This window comes from Bradyrhizobium sp. Crot121 (assembly GCF_059512385.1).
In genome coordinates this window covers 39,539-54,790 of the sequence record NZ_JCAMOR010000051.1, presented here as the reverse complement: position 1 = coordinate 54,790, position 15,252 = coordinate 39,539, and the positions used below count along the sequence as shown (strand labels likewise).

Genomic DNA, 15,252 nt, shown 5'->3' with positions numbered 1-15,252 from the left:
GAGATTTGTTGGGCATACGTTCTCCGTTAGAGAACTGTCCCTAATTTCCCGTGTCTCACTTTTGGGGGGCACTCCAGTAGACGTAGATGGAGGTGTCCCGGGTTACGCTTGCGCTCCACCCGGGCTACGCAGTCGTTAACCCGCCCCGAACAAGAGCGGCAGCGCGCGGGGGCCGCGGACGGTGCCTTCCGACCACGCCACCTTGCCGGCCGGATCGAGCCGGAAGTCGGGAATCCGCTTCAGCCATTCCTCGATCGCGACCATCATCTCCATGCGTGCGAGGTTCGAGCCGACGCAGCGATGGATGCCGAGGCCGAAGGCGGCGTGACGATTCTCCTTGCGATCGATCACGACCTTGTCGGCGTCCGCGAACATCGCAGGGTCGCGATTGGCGGCGGGGAAGGACAACAGCACCATGTTGCCGGGCTTGACGGGGCAGCCGCTGACCGTGGTCTCCTTCACCACTTCGCGCGCCATCGTCACCGGGGAATAGGCGCGCAGGAACTCCTCGATCGCAGTCGGCAACAATTCCGGCTGAGCAACCAGCCGCTCGCGATCCGCGGGCGTCTTCGCGAGGTGCCAGAGCGAGGAGCCGATCGCGCTCCAGGTGGTATCGATGCCGGCGACCAGGAGCAGTCGCAGCGAGCCAAGCACATGGGCGTCCGACAACGGCTTGCCGTCCTTGTCGCGCGCGTTCATCAGCGTCGTGATCAGATCGTCGGTCGGCTTGCCCTTGCGTTCGGCGATATGGCCCGCGAAATACGCACTCATCTCGTGGAGCGCGCGCATCAAGATGTCCTGATCCTTGATGCCGAGCTCGAGGATTTCGTGGATCCACTTGATGAAGAGGTCGCCATCCTTCTCGGGTATACCCAGCATATGGGCGATGGCGCGCACCGGAATATGCTTCGTGTAGCGCTCGGCGGCGTCGCATTTTCCGTCATCGATGAACTCGTCGATCAGCTCGTTGCAGATCGCGCGGACCCGGGGCTCGAGCTTCTTCATCGCGTCGGGCGTGAACGGCGGCAGCAGCAACTGCTTGGCCGGCTTATGTTCGGGTGGATCGGAGGTGATCGGCGGCGCCGGCTGCGTGACCTCCGGCCGCACGTCGCGCACAATGATGCGACGAGACGAAAAATGCTCGGTGTCGTAGGCGACCTGCTTTACCGCCTCATAGGTGGTCGGCATATAGCAGCCGAGGAAGCGCTCGGTGTGAACGACCGGCGAGGCCGCACGCAACTGCTCCCAGATCGGAAATGGATTCTCGGTCCAGGCCGGATCGGTGTGGTCGAAATCACGGATCCAGTCGGTCACCGGCGGGTGTTCGGGCATCATGCTGACGGAATCGGACATCGGCAGTTTCCTTCCGCTGTGTTCGTTCAGATCAAGTGTGGATGAAGGTGCGGTTCGACCGCGCGCCTCACTCCTCGATGACTTCGATCGCGAATTCGGGGCAGTTGGTCTGGGCGAGATAGGCCTTGTCCTCGAGGCCTTCAGGCACACGGCCTTCGCCGTGCTCATGCGCATTGCCGTATTCGTCGAGGTCGAACAGTTCGGGCGCGAGGGCCTTGCAGCGCGCGTGTCCCTGGCACCTGTCCTGGTCGACGTGAATCTTCAGCTTTCCGGACATGGGCGCTTCCCTGTGCCGCGCGCAGCATCGATGCCCGTGGCTCGACGCGCGGACTGGCGTTTCCTCTGCTTCTCGGCGGACGCGGCTTGCTTCGGCCACGTCTCAAATTAGAGCTATTACATTCGCGGTCCGGTTGTGCTGTCAAGCGAAAAGTTATAGCCTATCACATTAGGATGGGAACACGCCTCGCCCGCAAGCCGCAGAATGCCTATCACCATGGCGATCTCCGCGACGCCCTGGTGCACGCTGCACTGCGGGAAGCGGAACTCGGCGGCCCCGAAGCCATCAGCATCAGCGCCCTCGCCAAGAAGCTCCGCGTCTCGCAGCCCGCACCCTATCGGCATTTCGCCGACCGCGAGGCGCTGCTGACGGCCGTCGCGGCGGAAGCGTTTCGCCAATTCAACACGATGCTGCGCGACGCCATCGACGGACCGTCGAAGCGGACAAAAATCTCGCGCTTCGCGCAAGCCGCCCTCGCCTTCGGCCAGCGCCGCCACGGCATCTACCGCCTGATGTTCGCCTCGCGCGTGATGGCCTGCTCGCCAAAGGACAGCGAGCTGCACAGCGCTGCGATGGAGACATTCGGCCTGCTTCTCGAAGCGCTGGAGTCGCCGGCGGTCGCCCTCCTGCGCGAGCGCCACGCGCTGCAGATCTGGGCCGCGCTGCACGGCGTCGTCATGCTCGCCGAGCAAGGCCTGCTCACCGGCCAGCTCGCCGAAACCACGCGCGAAGAACTGCTCGACGACATGGTCGCGCAGATCAAGCTGAGCCTATCACTCGCGATCAAGGCGGCGGAAAGAGGCCGCTAGTTTAGAGATATCTCTCCTCGTCATTCCGGGGCGCGCAAAGCGCGAACGCGGAATCCATTAGGCGGCCTACTCTGCGGTTGGATCGATTCCGGGCTCGATGCTAACGCATCGCCCCGGAATGACGGCCTCCGTCATGCGAGCGCACCGAAGCAATCCATGCCTCCGCTTGCCGCGCTATGGATTGCTTCGCTTCGCTCGCAATGACGTCGAGAGAGCATGCCGAGCGCGCAGGTGCCGTAGGGTGGGCAAAGCGGACCACATTCACCGGTGCTCGAACAAGCACAGGCGCAAGCGTGCCCACCGTCACGAGCGCGATGCTTGATGGTGGGCACGCTTCGCTTTGCCCTCCCTACGGCACTTCCCTCACCTCGCCGCTTCAAACCCGCCGAGCACCGCGGTCAGATTGTCGCCGAGGATGTCGGAGAGATAGCCGCCTTCCTGCACGAGCACGGTGGGCAGGCCGATCCGCGCGATCGCGGCGCCGATGCGGCGGAATCCTTCCGTGGTGACGGCAAGCCCGGCCAGCGGATCGTGCTCGGAGGCATCGAGACCGAGGGCAATGACAAGCGCGCCGGGCGCGAAGGCCTCGATCGTCTTCTGCGCCGTCGCAAGTGCCGCGAGGTAGCCGTCGTCGCCGGTTCCGATCGGCAGCGGGATGTTGAGATTGGTGCCGAGCCCGGGACCCGCGCCGCGCTCATGCGCATAACCCCAGACAAACGGATAGAACGAGGCCGGATCCGCATGGATCGACACTGTCAGCACATCGGCCCGCTCGTAGAAAATGCCCTGCGTGCCATTGCCGTGATGGACATCGACGTCGAGGATGGCGACGCGCTCATGTTTCAGCCGCAGATGCGCTGCCGCAACCGCACTGTTGTTGAGGAAGCAGAAGCCGCCGGCGATATCGCGATAGGCATGATGACCGGGCGGACGGCACAGCGCGTAGACGGCGTCTTCGCCCTCCAACACCATCTGCGCGGCGGTCGCTGCGACGTCGGTCGCAGCACAAGCGGCGGCCCAGGTGCCCGGCCCGATCGGCGCAGCGGTGTCCGCCGTGTGCCAGCCGAGCCGGCCGACGATATGGGTCGGATAGGTGGCGGCGTTGCGCACCGGATGGATGTTGGCAATCATCTCGGAACCGGAATCGCCGAGCGCCGACCAGGCGTCCCAGGCTTCCGCGAGGAAGCTCAGATATTCGGCGCTGTGCACCCGCGCCCGCGGCCCCTGCCCGAACACGGTCGGCTCGACCAGTTGATGCTTGCCCGCCTTCAGCCCTGCCAGCAGGCGGTCGGCGCGCTCGGGCTGTTCGGTGGTGCGCTTGACGACGCCGCGGACCAGGAAGAATTGCGGATCATGGCTGCGATGCAGTTCGGTATAGACGGCCTTCACAAACAGGCTCCCATCATTGGCGACAGGAACATCCCTTGCATAGAACCGCTGGAATCGCAAAGCGCCCCGGTCGCGAAAAGGATCTCCATGCGGCTGTTCATTCCTTAAGCGCCGACTGCCGAGAGTTTAACCTTGCCCCTCCAGGTCAGACCCGTTGAATCGACAGCGATGACCGCCTCCTTGGCACACGGCTGTGTCATCTCCCGAACGAGCTGAAAGGTTCCGATGCTCGGATTCATCGCGCAACGAATTATGAAGGCGATCGTCGTGCTGCTTGCGATCGTCGTCTTGAACTTCTTCCTGATCCGCCTGGCGCCCGGCGACCCCGCGGTGGTGATGGCCGGCGAAGCCGGCGCCAGCGATCAACTCTTCGTCGCGCAGCTCCGCGAGAAATTCGGGCTCGACCAGCCATTGCCCGTGCAGCTCTATCGATATGTGAAGGGCATCGCCACCCTGGACCTCGGTTTCTCCTTCCGCCAGCAAGCGCCGGTGTCGCAATTAATCCTGGAGCGACTACCGGCAACGCTGCTGCTGACCGGCACGGCGTTTGCGATCTCGCTGCTATCAGGCGTGCTGTTCGGAACCTTGGCAGCGCGCCGCGCAGGCAGTTGGGCCGATACCGCGATCACGATAATGGCGCTGATCTTCTACGCCACGCCGCTGTTCTGGGTGGCGCTGATGGCGATCCTGTTGTTCTCGGTTGCGATGGATTGGCTGCCGAGCTTCGGCTACGAGACGGTGGGCGCCAACTACACCGGTTTCGCTCATGTGCTCGACGTCGGTGCGCACCTGATCCTGCCAGCGATGACGATCGGCCTGTTCTTCATGGCCACATACACCCGCATGACGCGCGCCTCGATGCTGGAGGTGAAGCGGCTCGATTTCGTCAAGACCGCGCGCGCCAAGGGCTTGCGTGACGCGGTGATCCAGCGCCGCCACGTCCTGCGCAACGCATTGCTGCCGGTGGTGACACTTGCGGGCCTGCAGGCGGGCACGCTGGTCGGTGGCGCCGTGCTGACCGAGACCGTGTTTGCCTGGCCCGGCATCGGCCGGCTGATGTACGAGGCGCTACTGCAGCGCGACTATAACCTCTTGCTCGGCGTCTTCGTCGTCTGCTCGGCGATGGTGCTGGCGTTCAACCTGATCACCGATCTGATCTACCGCTCGGTCGATCCGCGCATCGAGGTTGCGGCATGAAGCGGTTCTGGAAGCTATTGCTGCGCAATCCCGGCGGATTGATCGGCTCGATCATTCTCCTGATCGCGATCGCGGTCGCGCTGTTCGGGCCGATGATCTTCCCGAATTCACCCTGGCGCATGGTGCAGCGGCCGTTCCTGCCGCCGTTCACGACATCAGGCCTGCCGCTCGGTACCGACGCGCTCGGCCGCGATGTGTTCGCGGGCATCATCTATGGCGCCCGTGTCTCGCTATTGGTCGGTCTGGTCTCGACGCTCGCTGCGCTTGCCGTCGGTATTCCTGTCGGCGCCCTCGCCGGCTATTTCGGCGGCCGGATCGGCGATGCCCTGATGCGCTTCACCGAATTCTTCCAGACCGTGCCCAGCTTTGCGCTCGCGATCGTGCTGGTGGCGATCATGCAACCATCGATCGTTTCGATCGTGCTGGCGATCGCGATCGTAAGCTGGCCGCCGGTGGCGCGGCTAGTGCGCGGCGAAGTGCTGTCGCTGCGCACCCGCGAATATGTCCAGGCCGCGATCGTCACCGGCCAGACCCATAGCTGGATCATCTGGCGCGAGATCCTGCCCAACGCGCTTTCGCCCGTCATCGTGCTGGCCTCGCTGATGGTGGCGACCGCAATCCTGCTGGAGTCCTCGCTCTCGTTCCTCGGCCTCGGCGATCCCAATTTGATGTCGTGGGGCTACATGGTCGGCGCCGGCCGCACCGTGATCCGGCAGGCCTGGTGGATCACGGTGTTTCCCGGCATCGCCATCCTGGTTTCGGTGCTGGCGCTGAACCTGATCGGCGAAGGCCTCAACGACGCGCTCAATCCGCGCCTCAACAAGGATGGGCGCTGAGCAATGTCCGAGAGCAAAGCCGTCGTCGTCATCAAGGACCTCAAGCTGGCACTGCCGCCCGGCGCCGACCGCGCCTACGCTGTCGACGGCGTGTCGCTTGATCTCGTCCCCGGCAAGATCCTTTGCGTGGTCGGCGAGTCCGGCTCCGGCAAATCGATGTGCGCCCACGCGTTGATGGGCCTCCTTCCCGACACGATCGGCCGCGAGGCCGGCGAGATCCTGTTCGAGAGGCAGAACCTGCTGCGGCTCGACGACGACCAATGGCTCGGCCTGCGCGGCCGGCACATCGCCATGGTGTTCCAGGAGCCGATGACGGCGCTCAATCCCTTGATGCGGATCGGCGACCAGATCGCCGAGATGTTCGAGGCGCACAATCTGCTGACGCCGAAGCAGCGCCGGCAGAAGGCGCTCAACCTCTTGCGCGAGGTCGGCCTGCCCGACCCCGAACGCACCGTGCGCGCCTATCCGCACCAATTGTCCGGCGGCCAGCGCCAGCGCGCGATGATCGCGATGGCGCTCGCGCTCGAGCCGGCGGTGCTGGTCGCGGACGAACCGACCACCGCGCTCGACGTCACCACGCAGGCGCAGATTTTGAAACTGATCCGCGACCTGCAGCGCCGCCGCAACATGGCGGTGATGTTCATCACCCATGATTTCGGCGTCGTCGCAGATATCGCCGACCGCGTGGTCGTGCTTCAGCACGGCAAGGTGGTCGAACAGGGTTCGGCCGATGACGTGCTGCAACGTCCGCAGCATCCCTACACACGCGCACTGCTCGCCGCAGTGCCATCGATGGAACCTCCGCAACGCGCTCCCCTCGTCGACCGTCCCAAGGCAGTCGAGGTGATCGGCCTTGACAAGACCTATGTCTCCGGTGGCGGCTGGTTCCAGCCGGAGCGCCGCGTGCAGGCAGCCAAAGCCATCAACTTCAACATCCTGCAGGGCGAGACGCTCGGCCTGGTCGGGGAATCCGGTTCCGGAAAATCCTCGGTCGCGCGCCTTGTCATGCGCCTGATCGAACCGGACCAGGGCACGGTCCGCCTCGGCGATACCGACTTCACCGCGATCAGCGGCAAGGAGCTGCGCAAGGAGCGGAGCCGCATCCAGATGATCTTCCAGGATCCCTTTGCCTCGCTCAATCCGCGCCGCAAGGTCGGCAACATCATCGCGGATGGGCCGATCGCACATGGCACCGATCCTGATGCGGCGCGGCAGCGCGCTCGCGATCTGCTCGGCATGGTCGGCCTCAATGCCAATGCGATGGAGCGTTTTCCGCACGAATTCTCCGGCGGCCAGCGCCAGCGCATCGGCATCGCCCGCGCGCTGGCGCTCGAGCCCGAAATCCTGGTCGCAGACGAAGCGGTCTCCGCGCTCGATGTCTCCGTGCAGGCGCAGGTTCTCAATCTGCTCGAAGACCTCAAGGCGCGGCTCGGGCTATCAATGCTGTTCATCACCCACGATCTGCGCGTCGCCGCGCAAATCTGCGACCGCATCGCGGTGATGCAACGGGGCGAGATCGTGGAGCTCAGGCCTGCGGCCGCGCTGTTCGCGGCGCCCGAGCATCCCTACACGCGCGAGCTGCTCGCCGCCGTGCCCGGCCGGACATCACCGAGCGAGGAGCCTGCCCGTCCTTATGCCACCGCGTGATAGTCCGGTGCTGAAGCAAGGAAGCGCGCATAGGCATCGGCATCCGGCGGCGTGAATTTTTCGGCGAGCGGATTGCGCCGGCGGACGGTCGTACCGATATCCGCCAGCAACTCGTCGAAGTGACGGTAATGATAGGGCGCAACGCAAAGCCCGCCATAGACGCCCGCTGCCGGCCGTTCGACACGTTTGAAGTGAAGCATCATCGCGATGTTCTCCTTCATCTCCGCGGCGGTCGGCTGGCGCGCAAGCTGGCCGTCGGCGTAGCGCACCAGCCAATTGGCGGCCAGCTCGGCGCAAAGCACCGTGGCGAAGCTGGAATTGAATCCGACGAACCCCATATCCGGCAGATCCGGATTGGCGATCAGGCGATAGAGCCGATACTGCCCGTCCGGCTCGACCAGCTTGCTGCGATAGCTTTCGGCAAGGAACGGAACGCCAAGCTTGTAGCCGATCGCAAGCACCGCCACATCGGCCGCCACCCGCTCGCCCCCGCTCATCACGATGCTGTCGCCATCATAATGATCGAAGGTGCCGCGGATCGCCTTGATGCGGCCATCGGCCACCATCGGATAGAAGCCGGGCGTTGCGATCGGCACCGAACAATTGACGCCGTCCTCGATCGGCTGCTTCGGCACCATGTCGCATTGCTTCAGCTTGAGCTGGACCTTCAGAAGGCTCTCGAGCCCGCGCCAGTTCGCCCACACCAGCGGCCTGGCCAGCACATGCGCGAGCCGCGACAGCGGGCCGATGCCCCAGCCCGGGAACATCTCTTCCTGGGCGCGGATATAGAGGATGCGCTTGAAGTTGACCAAGCCGCCGACGAAATAGGGAATGCGCCACACCGGCTCGCGATAGACGATGGTGACTTCGGCAGCGCCCGAATTGACAGCGTTGACAGCAATGTCGGTCGCCGATTTCGAGCCGCCGAGCACCACCACCCTACGCCCCTTGGCCATTGCCGCGTCGTTGTATTGCGAAGAGTGCAGGACCTTGCCGCCCTGCGCCTTGAACGCATCCTCGCCGGGAAGGCTGAGGGTTTGCGGCTCGTTGAACTGGCCGGTGCAGACTGCGACGAAATCGAAATCCTCAGGGGTCACGCTGCCGTCCCTGGTGCGAAGTGTGAGGGTCCAGCCCGGCTTGCCATCGGCGCGGCGATCCATCGCCACGACAGTGATGTTGAAGCGCAGGGCATCGTCGAGCCCATGCTCGTGCGCGTAGTCGCGCAAATATGCGTAGACCTGCGGTCCCTTCGGCCACTCCGGATAGGAGTTCGGCATCGCCTTGTCGGTGTAGCGATAGAGATCCTTCGGGCTCTGGGTCTGGACCTCCGGATAGGACCGCGCCGGCTCCCAGACGCCGCCGAGATCGCCGCTGCGCTCGACGATGGTCACCCTGTGTCCTCGTTCGGAAAACGCCTTGGCTGCGGCAAGCCCGGAAACGCCGGCGCCGATGATGCAAACATGCTTCTGCTTGACCATGTGGATGCTCCGGAAAATCACCATCCCGTTCGAGTGTACGCGCACGCCATTGTCATCGCCGGACACGATCCCGGCAATTCCACTGCCTCCGCTGCTGGACCCGTTACCGGGACAAGGTCAGTCGTTGGCTTCCGGCGGCAGAAAATTCACCTCGTGCTCGGCGGAAATGCGCACCACCTCGGCCGGATCCTGCAGATTGTGCAGTTTGTCGAACAGCGCCTCGAGCTTCTGCATCGGCGAGACCCAGAACAGAGCGCGCGCCGGCTTGTCCGACTTGTTGAAATAGCCGTGGGGGATGCCGCGTGGCATGCGCACGAGGTCGCCGGCCTCCGCCTTCACCCAGACGCCGTCCAGCTTGAGGTCGAGCGTGCCCTCCTGCACCAGGATGAACTCGTCCTGGGTCGGATGGATGTGCACCGGCACGTACTGGCCGGGATCGCTGTTGGTCTCGAATGCGAAGGTCGAGTCGGTGACCGCCTTGGGAAAATAGACCTGGCCCAGAATATTCCAGGTCTTGCCGCCGTAACCCGTGCCGTTCCGCGTAATGCCTTTCTCGAGCGCACCCATTCCGCCACCTCCCTGTCTGGACTGCACCGCGCCCGTGAGGCTGTCGTCGGAGTGGCAGCTTGTCTAGCCGATAAACGAATCCCGCGGCCCCGACGCTCATGTTGCGCTGCAGGAAGAGCTGCCGTAGCCCAAGCGCACGGCAAGGGCCCGCATAACGATCGGGCACGCTGCGCGCCGAAACCGCGTTTCCCCGCACCGAGAGATGCATTAGGCTCCCGATATTTTAAACCTCAAGCAACTCCGCGGCGGTTGCGATGAATGCAGGTGCCTTGGCCAACATGCGGCTTGCGGATTTCGCCCGCGTCTCGACCGCCAGTGTCGATGACGCCGCCGAGGCGATCGGACGGATTTTCTGCCCGCATGAATTGAAGCCGATCGGCCATTTCGAGAACGACTTCAGCGCCCAGCACAACTGCGCAGCCTTCGACGGGTTTTCGGTGAACTATGTCGCCTATGGCGGATCGGTCTCGATCGATCCCGGCTGTCTCGATCGGTTTTTCCTGTTGCAGATCCCGCTGCAGGGTTGCGCGGAGATACGGACAGCGGCGCGCGAGGTGTTGACTGCGCGTGGCGCTGCGGCATCGCTGCTGTCGCCGACCATGCCGACGCAGATGACGTGGCGACAGGATTGCGCCCAGCTCATCCTGCTGCTCGACCGAAAGCTGGTGGAACATCGCGCGGCTGCGCTGGCGGGAACGTCCACGAGAGCGGTGGAGTTCGATCCATCGGTCGACCTCACCGCTCCGTTTGGACGTGCGCTTCAGGCAGAAATCTGCGATCTCGTCGGTCTCGCCGAGCGTCTTGGTCCGGTAAAACGCCTTTCACCCCTGGCGGCAGCCGATTGGCGGCAACGATTGCTGAGCGCGCTGCTCAACGGCCAGCATCATAGTTTGAGCCGGGCGATCGCCGTCTTCAAAGGCCGCGTCGAGACACAGCCGGCAGCGCTGAAGCGGGCACGCGCCTGGCTGGAGGCCCAGGCCGATGAGCCGCTCGATCTCATGCAGCTTGCCGATGCCGCGGGCATCGGCATTCGCGCATTACAGCTCGGCTTTCGCCGTCATTTCGGGACGACCGTTTCAGCGATGCTGCAGGACATCCGGCTCGCCCGGCTCAATAGCCGGCTGAAAGACGCGCGGCCGGACGAGCGCGTCGTCGACATCGCCTTCGATCTTGGCTTCACCCATCTGAGCCGGATGGCAAGTGCTTATCGCGCAAAGTTCGGCGAGAGTCCTTCGGGGACGTTGCGGCGCCTGAGCTGACCTCAACCGAGCGAATGACTATGCGGGAAATCTGCCGAGTCGATCCGAATGCGGTCAGCGTGCAGCGACCAGTCACACAGCGCCTGCGCCTCGCAGAATTTCTGCTTGGCCATTTCCGCGGCTTGACCTTCGTTCGAGGCATTAATCTCCAGCGAACTCTGGCAAACCTCCCGTTCGCGACCATTGTCACCAAGCACGTCCTTCATGAAGCTAACGACAAATCGGGACATGGGAGCCTCCTGCTACACGGGTAGCGTCGGAATTTGGATACTAGCATCCTGGAAAAAAGATTTGAGGGAAATCAAGCCCGATGGCCGCCAATCGTGCCGCGATCCTGCGCGCCGGCGAACGGCACGCCGGCAACCTCGATCCGGCGCGGTTCCACGTCTTCCGCTGCCTGTGCATTCGGCAGTGGATTTGACCAAAATCAGCATGTCCCTATTTCGGCGCAAACCCGAACGTCCGTTCAAACCGCCTGGCGTAAACCGGCCAGACTTCGGGATTGATGATCCGCAGCGGCCGCCTGCCGTCGAGCGCGTCCAGGACCTGTTCGGCGGCGATCCGACCCATGTTCTCGCGCGCCTCCACGGTGACGCCGGCCGTATGCGGACTGGCAAGCACATTGTCGAACTGCAGCAGCGGATGCTCCGGCGGCGGCGGTTCCTTGGCCCAGACGTCGAGGCCGGCGCCGGCGATGCGCTTGTTGCGCAGCGCGTCCTCCAGCGCGTCCTCGTCGTGGATGAAGCCGCGCGCGGTGGTGATGAAGAACGCGTGCGGCTGCATCAGCGCGAATTCGCGCCCGCCGATCATGCCGCGGCTCTCCTTCGTCAGCGGGCAACTGACCGAGACATAATCGGCACGGCGCAGGAGCTCGTCCAGCTCGACCTTCTCGCCTCCCCGCTTGCCCATCTCCTCGGCGGTCAGATAGGGATCGTAGGCGATCACCTTCATGTGCAGCAGCCCCCTGCAGAGCTCGGCGATCCGGCGGCCGACATTGCCGAGACCGATGATGCCGATGGTCTTGCCCTGCGCCTCGTTGCCGATCAGCGCGTTGCGGTTGACGTCCCGCTGGCGCCGCAGCACGCGGTCGGATTCGATGATCCGCTTCGACAAAGTGAGCAGCATCCCCAGCGCGTGCTCGGCGACGGAATTGGCGTTGCCGCCGGATTGATTGACCACCAGCACGCCCGCCGCGGTGCAGGCGTCGACGTCGACGGGATCGAAACCCGCACCGTTGGAGGAGACGATCAGGAGGTTCGGCGTGCGGCGAAGCAGATCCTGGTCGACATGGAAGTGCCTGGCCAGCTCGTCGCGCGCCGCGCCGATCTGGTAGGCATGCGCCGCTTCGAGGATGGGTGCCGCGACCTCATCGGGGCTCTCATTCTCCAGCCGGTCCAGCCGCACGTCGGGGCGGCCCTTGAGGATTTCCGCATAGATGTTGTGGGCGAGATATTTGACGTAGAAGACGCGCTTGTTGTTGACGGTCATGTCCTTCTGCAACTTTCAGTTCGGGTCCTGGAATATGAAGGGGCCTGGCTGGAAACGGCCGTGGAGGACATAACCGCCGCAATGGCGGCCCGCCTGAACCGGGTGGCCATGACATTCCTCCCACTGCTCTCGTCTTATTGTCGTTGCCGTCTGTATCGCACGGCGGACCGGTGTCCGCACCAGCGGAAACCGCAGGTCACGTTGCGACTGCGACATGTTGACAATCGCGCCGGTCGGGTGAAGTTTTGCCGCAAGAAAGCGGCCGCAGCGTCGCGGGATGTGAGGGAGAGCAAGGATGGCGCTCGCGGAGGATGAAAGCTCGCTCAAGACCGCAGCCGAGAAGAGCTGGCACGGCATCGTGCTGCAGACGCTCAAGCGAAACGAGGTTCGCCTCGTGCCCTATGTGCCGGATCGCGTGCTGACGCCGCTGATCAAGAACCTGCACGCCGATCCCTTCTTCACGACGTTTCCCACCGCGCGCGAGGAGGAAGCGGTCGGAATCGTCTCCGGTGCCTGGATGGGCGGCGTGCGCGGTGCGGTGCTGATGCAGACCTCCGGTTTTGCGACGCTTGCGAATGCCCTCGCCTCGCTCGCGATCCCCTACCAGATCCCAGTGATCATGTTCGTCTCCGAGCGCGGCACGCTCGGCGAATTCAACTATGGTCAGGCGCTGGTCTGCCGCACCATGCGGCCGGTGCTCGACTCGCTTGCGATGGAGCATCACACGGCAACCCGGCTCGACGAGTTCGAGTTCATCGTCGACCGCTCGATCAAGCAGGCCGTCACCACGCAGGCGCCGGTGGCGCTGATCCTCTCGCCGCTGCTCACCGGCGGCAAGGTCTTTGACAAGTGAGCGGTCCCATGAACACGCCAAGCAAGACGACTACCCGCAACACCAAGGTGATGAACCGGTTCGATCTCACCTCGCGCCTTGTGGAAAAGCTGAGGAACGAAGAGGCTGTGGTCGGCGGCATCGGCAACACCAATTTCGACCTGTGGGCCGCCGGCCATCGCCCGCAGAACTTTTACATGCTGGGAAGCATGGGGCTCGCATTTCCGATCGCGCTAGGGGTGGCGCTGGCGCAACCCGAGCGGCGCGTGTTCGCGCTGGAGGGAGACGGCTCGCTCCTGATGCAGCTCGGCTCTCTCTCGACGATCGCCACGCTGGCGCCGAAGAACCTCACCATGGTCGTGATGGACAACGGCATCTACCAGATCACCGGCGCGCAGCCAACGCCAGCAGCGGCGGCCTCCGATCTTGTCGCCATCGCGGTGGCGAGCGGTCTTCCGAACAGCTCCTGGGCCGCCGATGAGGATGACTTCGAGCGCCTGATCGATCAGTCGCTCGCCTCGGACGGACCGACATTGATCGGCGTGCGCATCGACGACAAGCCCGGCACCGGCGCGACCCGCCGTGATCCCGTGCAGATCAGGGAACGCTTCATGCTCGGCCTCGGCGTGCGGCAGCCGTTGTAAACGTACAAGACAATCCCCGCAGGTAAGGCGCCTGCGAGGATCAAGGCGCGTGTCGGTCTTCATTAATCGATGATCTTGACCACCCTGCGGGTACGCGGCTCGACGATCACCCGGCGGTCATTGACGATGGCGTAGCGATACTCCGTATGCCTCGGCACCGTACGCAATTCGACGGTGGACGGCAGCGGCTCGCCGACCACGACGCGCTCACGCACCACGACCGAGGGCTCGTCGCGCGGGATCGAGGTGATCACGGCGTTCGGAATTTCCAATCCGGCGCCGACCGCGGCCCCCACGGTGCCGCCGACAATCTCGCCCACGGGACCGGCGATTTCGCCGCCCGCGCGGGCGCCGTTCGCCGCGCCTTCCACCGTGGTGGATTGCGCGAACGCCGCGCCGGACGCAAGCAGCGACGCGGCAATGACAGAGATAGCAACACGCTTCGTCATCATTCTCCTCCAGTGGAATTGACGATGCGCCTTCAACCATCCTGCACGATAGTTGTTCCGGTTCCATGATGGCGGCCGCGGAGAACCGATGTGGCATTCGGCGGTTCCCGATTTGCGTATCAGGCCGCGCCGATCTCGTGATTTCCCATCATTTCGAGCGCCCGCACCATCGCCGAATGATCCCACGCCTTGCCGCCGTGCGCGGTGCAGGAACTGAACAGTTGCTGCGCAATCGCCGTGCTCGGCAGCGAAAGTCCAAGCGCGCGAGCGCCTTCGAGCGCAAGGTTGAGATCCTTCTGATGCAATTCGATACGAAAGCCCGGATCGAAATTGCGCTTCACCATGCGATCACCATGCACTTCCAGAATCCGCGACGACGCGAAGCCGCCCATCAGCGCTTGCCGCACCAGCGCGGGATCGGCACCGGCTTTCGAAGCAAACAGCAACGCTTCACCGACCGCCCCGATCGTCAGCGCAACGATGATCTGGTTGGCGACCTTCGTCGTTTGCCCGTCGCCGTTGCCGCCGACCCGCGTGATGTTCTTGCCCATCTTCTCGAACACCGGCTTCATCGTGTTGAACGCAGCCTCCGGCCCGCCCACCATGATGGTCAGGCTCGCCGCCTTGGCGCCAACCTCGCCACCGGACACCGGCGCATCGAGATAGTCTGCGCCGAGCGCCTCGATCTTCTTCGCGAATTCCTTCGTCGCAAGCGGCGAGATCGAGCTCATGTCGACGACGATTTTGCCTTTCGACAGTCCTTCGGCGACCCCGCCGGGACCGAACAGCACCGCCTCCACATGCGGCGTATCCGGCACCATGATGATGACGGCTTCCGCTTCCTGGGCGACGTCCCTGCCCGATTTGCAGACGACACCGCCGCCCGAGACCAGCTCCGGCGGGATCGGCCCGACGTCATGCAGAAACAGGCGATGGCCGGCTTCTTGAAGGTGACCCGCCATCGGACGTCCCATGGTGCCGAGTCCGATGAATCCAATCTTTGCCATTGCGATATTCCCCCTCCAAA

At 64.0% G+C, this 15,252-nt stretch carries 16 protein-coding genes; 7 read left to right on the top strand and 9 right to left on the bottom strand.

What is annotated here, in order from left to right; translation table 11 throughout:
- Window positions 1-135: 135 nt before the first annotated feature.
- Window positions 136-1,353: a cytochrome P450 gene (locus AC5ZGW_RS32010; protein WP_130229867.1), complete on the bottom strand. Its 1,218-nt coding sequence runs from the start codon at window positions 1,351-1,353 to the stop codon at window positions 136-138.
- A gap of 67 nt (window positions 1,354-1,420) precedes the next feature.
- Entirely contained in the window at window positions 1,421-1,630 is a 210-nt protein-coding gene (locus tag AC5ZGW_RS32005; RefSeq protein WP_027577791.1) for a ferredoxin, read from the bottom strand.
- Window positions 1,631-1,803: 173 nt separating this feature from the next.
- Between AC5ZGW_RS32005 and AC5ZGW_RS32000 the strand changes: the two genes are divergently transcribed.
- Window positions 1,804-2,439: a TetR/AcrR family transcriptional regulator gene (locus AC5ZGW_RS32000; RefSeq protein ID WP_130229868.1), complete on the top strand. Its 636-nt coding sequence runs from the start codon at window positions 1,804-1,806 to the stop codon at window positions 2,437-2,439.
- A 363-nt stretch (window positions 2,440-2,802) separates the two neighbouring features.
- Here AC5ZGW_RS32000 and AC5ZGW_RS31995 read toward each other — a convergent pair whose 3' ends face one another.
- Window positions 2,803-3,828: a histone deacetylase family protein gene (locus AC5ZGW_RS31995; protein ID WP_130229869.1), complete on the bottom strand. Its 1,026-nt coding sequence runs from the start codon at window positions 3,826-3,828 to the stop codon at window positions 2,803-2,805.
- A 225-nt stretch (window positions 3,829-4,053) separates the two neighbouring features.
- On the opposite strand from AC5ZGW_RS31995, the gene AC5ZGW_RS31990 reads away from it, so the two are divergent.
- Genes AC5ZGW_RS31990 through AC5ZGW_RS31980 form a run of 3 tightly spaced genes read left to right on the top strand, consistent with a single transcriptional unit; the run spans window position 4,054 to window position 7,508 of the window.
- Window positions 4,054-5,025, top strand: coding sequence for an ABC transporter permease (locus AC5ZGW_RS31990; protein WP_028167425.1), 972 nt, complete (start codon window positions 4,054-4,056; stop codon window positions 5,023-5,025).
- A complete protein-coding gene (locus AC5ZGW_RS31985; protein ID WP_130229870.1) occupies window positions 5,022-5,861 on the top strand; it encodes an ABC transporter permease in 840 nt (279 codons plus the stop codon). Before AC5ZGW_RS31990 ends, AC5ZGW_RS31985 begins: the two co-directional genes overlap by 4 nt.
- Window positions 5,862-5,864: 3 nt before the next feature.
- Complete coding sequence (locus tag AC5ZGW_RS31980) at window positions 5,865-7,508, top strand: ABC transporter ATP-binding protein (protein ID WP_130229871.1); 1,644 nt, start codon at window positions 5,865-5,867, stop codon at window positions 7,506-7,508.
- Here AC5ZGW_RS31980 and AC5ZGW_RS31975 read toward each other — a convergent pair.
- Both AC5ZGW_RS31975 and AC5ZGW_RS31970 read right to left on the bottom strand, forming a co-directional pair.
- A complete protein-coding gene (locus tag AC5ZGW_RS31975; protein ID WP_165435571.1) occupies window positions 7,493-8,986 on the bottom strand; it encodes a flavin-containing monooxygenase in 1,494 nt (497 codons plus the stop codon). The two genes, AC5ZGW_RS31980 and AC5ZGW_RS31975, sit on opposite strands and share 16 nt — an antisense overlap.
- Window positions 8,987-9,103: 117 nt before the next feature.
- Entirely contained in the window at window positions 9,104-9,553 is a 450-nt protein-coding gene (locus AC5ZGW_RS31970; RefSeq protein WP_130229872.1) for a cupin domain-containing protein, read from the bottom strand.
- Window positions 9,554-9,807: 254 nt separating this feature from the next.
- Here AC5ZGW_RS31970 and AC5ZGW_RS31965 point away from each other — a divergent pair, with 254 nt between their 5' ends.
- Window positions 9,808-10,812, top strand: a complete 1,005-nt coding sequence (locus AC5ZGW_RS31965) for an AraC family transcriptional regulator (RefSeq protein ID WP_130229873.1) — start codon at window positions 9,808-9,810, stop codon at window positions 10,810-10,812.
- A 2-nt stretch (window positions 10,813-10,814) separates the two neighbouring features.
- Here the strand turns inward: AC5ZGW_RS31965 and AC5ZGW_RS31960 are convergent, their stop codons facing one another.
- Window positions 10,815-11,042 carry a hypothetical protein gene (locus tag AC5ZGW_RS31960; protein ID WP_130229874.1) on the bottom strand — a complete coding sequence of 76 codons (228 nt, stop codon included), beginning with the start codon at window positions 11,040-11,042 and terminating at the stop codon, window positions 10,815-10,817.
- Between the two features lie 208 nt (window positions 11,043-11,250).
- Window positions 11,251-12,300 carry a hydroxyacid dehydrogenase gene (locus AC5ZGW_RS31955; RefSeq protein ID WP_130229875.1) on the bottom strand — a complete coding sequence of 350 codons (1,050 nt, stop codon included), beginning with the start codon at window positions 12,298-12,300 and terminating at the stop codon, window positions 11,251-11,253.
- Window positions 12,301-12,595: 295 nt separating this feature from the next.
- Between AC5ZGW_RS31955 and AC5ZGW_RS31950 the strand changes: the two genes are divergently transcribed.
- Both AC5ZGW_RS31950 and AC5ZGW_RS31945 read left to right on the top strand, forming a co-directional pair.
- Complete coding sequence (locus AC5ZGW_RS31950) at window positions 12,596-13,153, top strand: thiamine pyrophosphate-binding protein (RefSeq protein ID WP_130229876.1); 558 nt, start codon at window positions 12,596-12,598, stop codon at window positions 13,151-13,153.
- 8 nt (window positions 13,154-13,161) lie between these two features.
- Window positions 13,162-13,776: a thiamine pyrophosphate-dependent enzyme gene (locus AC5ZGW_RS31945; protein ID WP_130229877.1), complete on the top strand. Its 615-nt coding sequence runs from the start codon at window positions 13,162-13,164 to the stop codon at window positions 13,774-13,776.
- A gap of 62 nt (window positions 13,777-13,838) precedes the next feature.
- Here AC5ZGW_RS31945 and AC5ZGW_RS31940 read toward each other — a convergent pair whose 3' ends face one another.
- Together AC5ZGW_RS31940 and AC5ZGW_RS31935 are read right to left on the bottom strand one after the other, a co-directional pair.
- The gene (locus AC5ZGW_RS31940) at window positions 13,839-14,225 is read right to left on the bottom strand and encodes a DUF1236 domain-containing protein (RefSeq protein WP_208820394.1); all 387 of its coding nucleotides are present in this window, start codon (window positions 14,223-14,225) and stop codon (window positions 13,839-13,841) included.
- Window positions 14,226-14,344: 119 nt separating this feature from the next.
- Window positions 14,345-15,232 carry a 2-hydroxy-3-oxopropionate reductase gene (locus tag AC5ZGW_RS31935; protein WP_130227152.1) on the bottom strand — a complete coding sequence of 296 codons (888 nt, stop codon included), beginning with the start codon at window positions 15,230-15,232 and terminating at the stop codon, window positions 14,345-14,347.
- Window positions 15,233-15,252 lie beyond the last annotated feature (20 nt).

What these genes read in the sequence shown, in the direction of transcription:
- AC5ZGW_RS31960 (WP_130229874.1), bottom strand. Translation starts at nt 11,042, where the DNA reads ATGTCCCGATTTGTCGTTAGCTTCATGAAGGACGTGCTTGGTGACAAT.
- AC5ZGW_RS31965 (WP_130229873.1), top strand. Translation starts at nt 9,808, where the DNA reads ATGAATGCAGGTGCCTTGGCCAACATGCGGCTTGCGGATTTCGCCCGC.
- AC5ZGW_RS32005 (WP_027577791.1), bottom strand. Translation starts at nt 1,630, where the DNA reads ATGTCCGGAAAGCTGAAGATTCACGTCGACCAGGACAGGTGCCAGGGA.
- AC5ZGW_RS32000 (WP_130229868.1), top strand. Translation starts at nt 1,804, where the DNA reads ATGGGAACACGCCTCGCCCGCAAGCCGCAGAATGCCTATCACCATGGC.
- AC5ZGW_RS31970 (WP_130229872.1), bottom strand. Translation starts at nt 9,553, where the DNA reads ATGGGTGCGCTCGAGAAAGGCATTACGCGGAACGGCACGGGTTACGGC.
- AC5ZGW_RS31955 (WP_130229875.1), bottom strand. Translation starts at nt 12,300, where the DNA reads ATGACCGTCAACAACAAGCGCGTCTTCTACGTCAAATATCTCGCCCAC.
- AC5ZGW_RS31950 (WP_130229876.1), top strand. Translation starts at nt 12,596, where the DNA reads ATGGCGCTCGCGGAGGATGAAAGCTCGCTCAAGACCGCAGCCGAGAAG.
- AC5ZGW_RS31980 (WP_130229871.1), top strand. Translation starts at nt 5,865, where the DNA reads ATGTCCGAGAGCAAAGCCGTCGTCGTCATCAAGGACCTCAAGCTGGCA.
- AC5ZGW_RS31985 (WP_130229870.1), top strand. Translation starts at nt 5,022, where the DNA reads ATGAAGCGGTTCTGGAAGCTATTGCTGCGCAATCCCGGCGGATTGATC.
- AC5ZGW_RS31935 (WP_130227152.1), bottom strand. Translation starts at nt 15,232, where the DNA reads ATGGCAAAGATTGGATTCATCGGACTCGGCACCATGGGACGTCCGATG.
- AC5ZGW_RS31940 (WP_208820394.1), bottom strand. Translation starts at nt 14,225, where the DNA reads ATGACGAAGCGTGTTGCTATCTCTGTCATTGCCGCGTCGCTGCTTGCG.
- AC5ZGW_RS31975 (WP_165435571.1), bottom strand. Translation starts at nt 8,986, where the DNA reads ATGGTCAAGCAGAAGCATGTTTGCATCATCGGCGCCGGCGTTTCCGGG.
- AC5ZGW_RS31990 (WP_028167425.1), top strand. Translation starts at nt 4,054, where the DNA reads ATGCTCGGATTCATCGCGCAACGAATTATGAAGGCGATCGTCGTGCTG.
- AC5ZGW_RS32010 (WP_130229867.1), bottom strand. Translation starts at nt 1,353, where the DNA reads ATGTCCGATTCCGTCAGCATGATGCCCGAACACCCGCCGGTGACCGAC.
- AC5ZGW_RS31945 (WP_130229877.1), top strand. Translation starts at nt 13,162, where the DNA reads ATGAACACGCCAAGCAAGACGACTACCCGCAACACCAAGGTGATGAAC.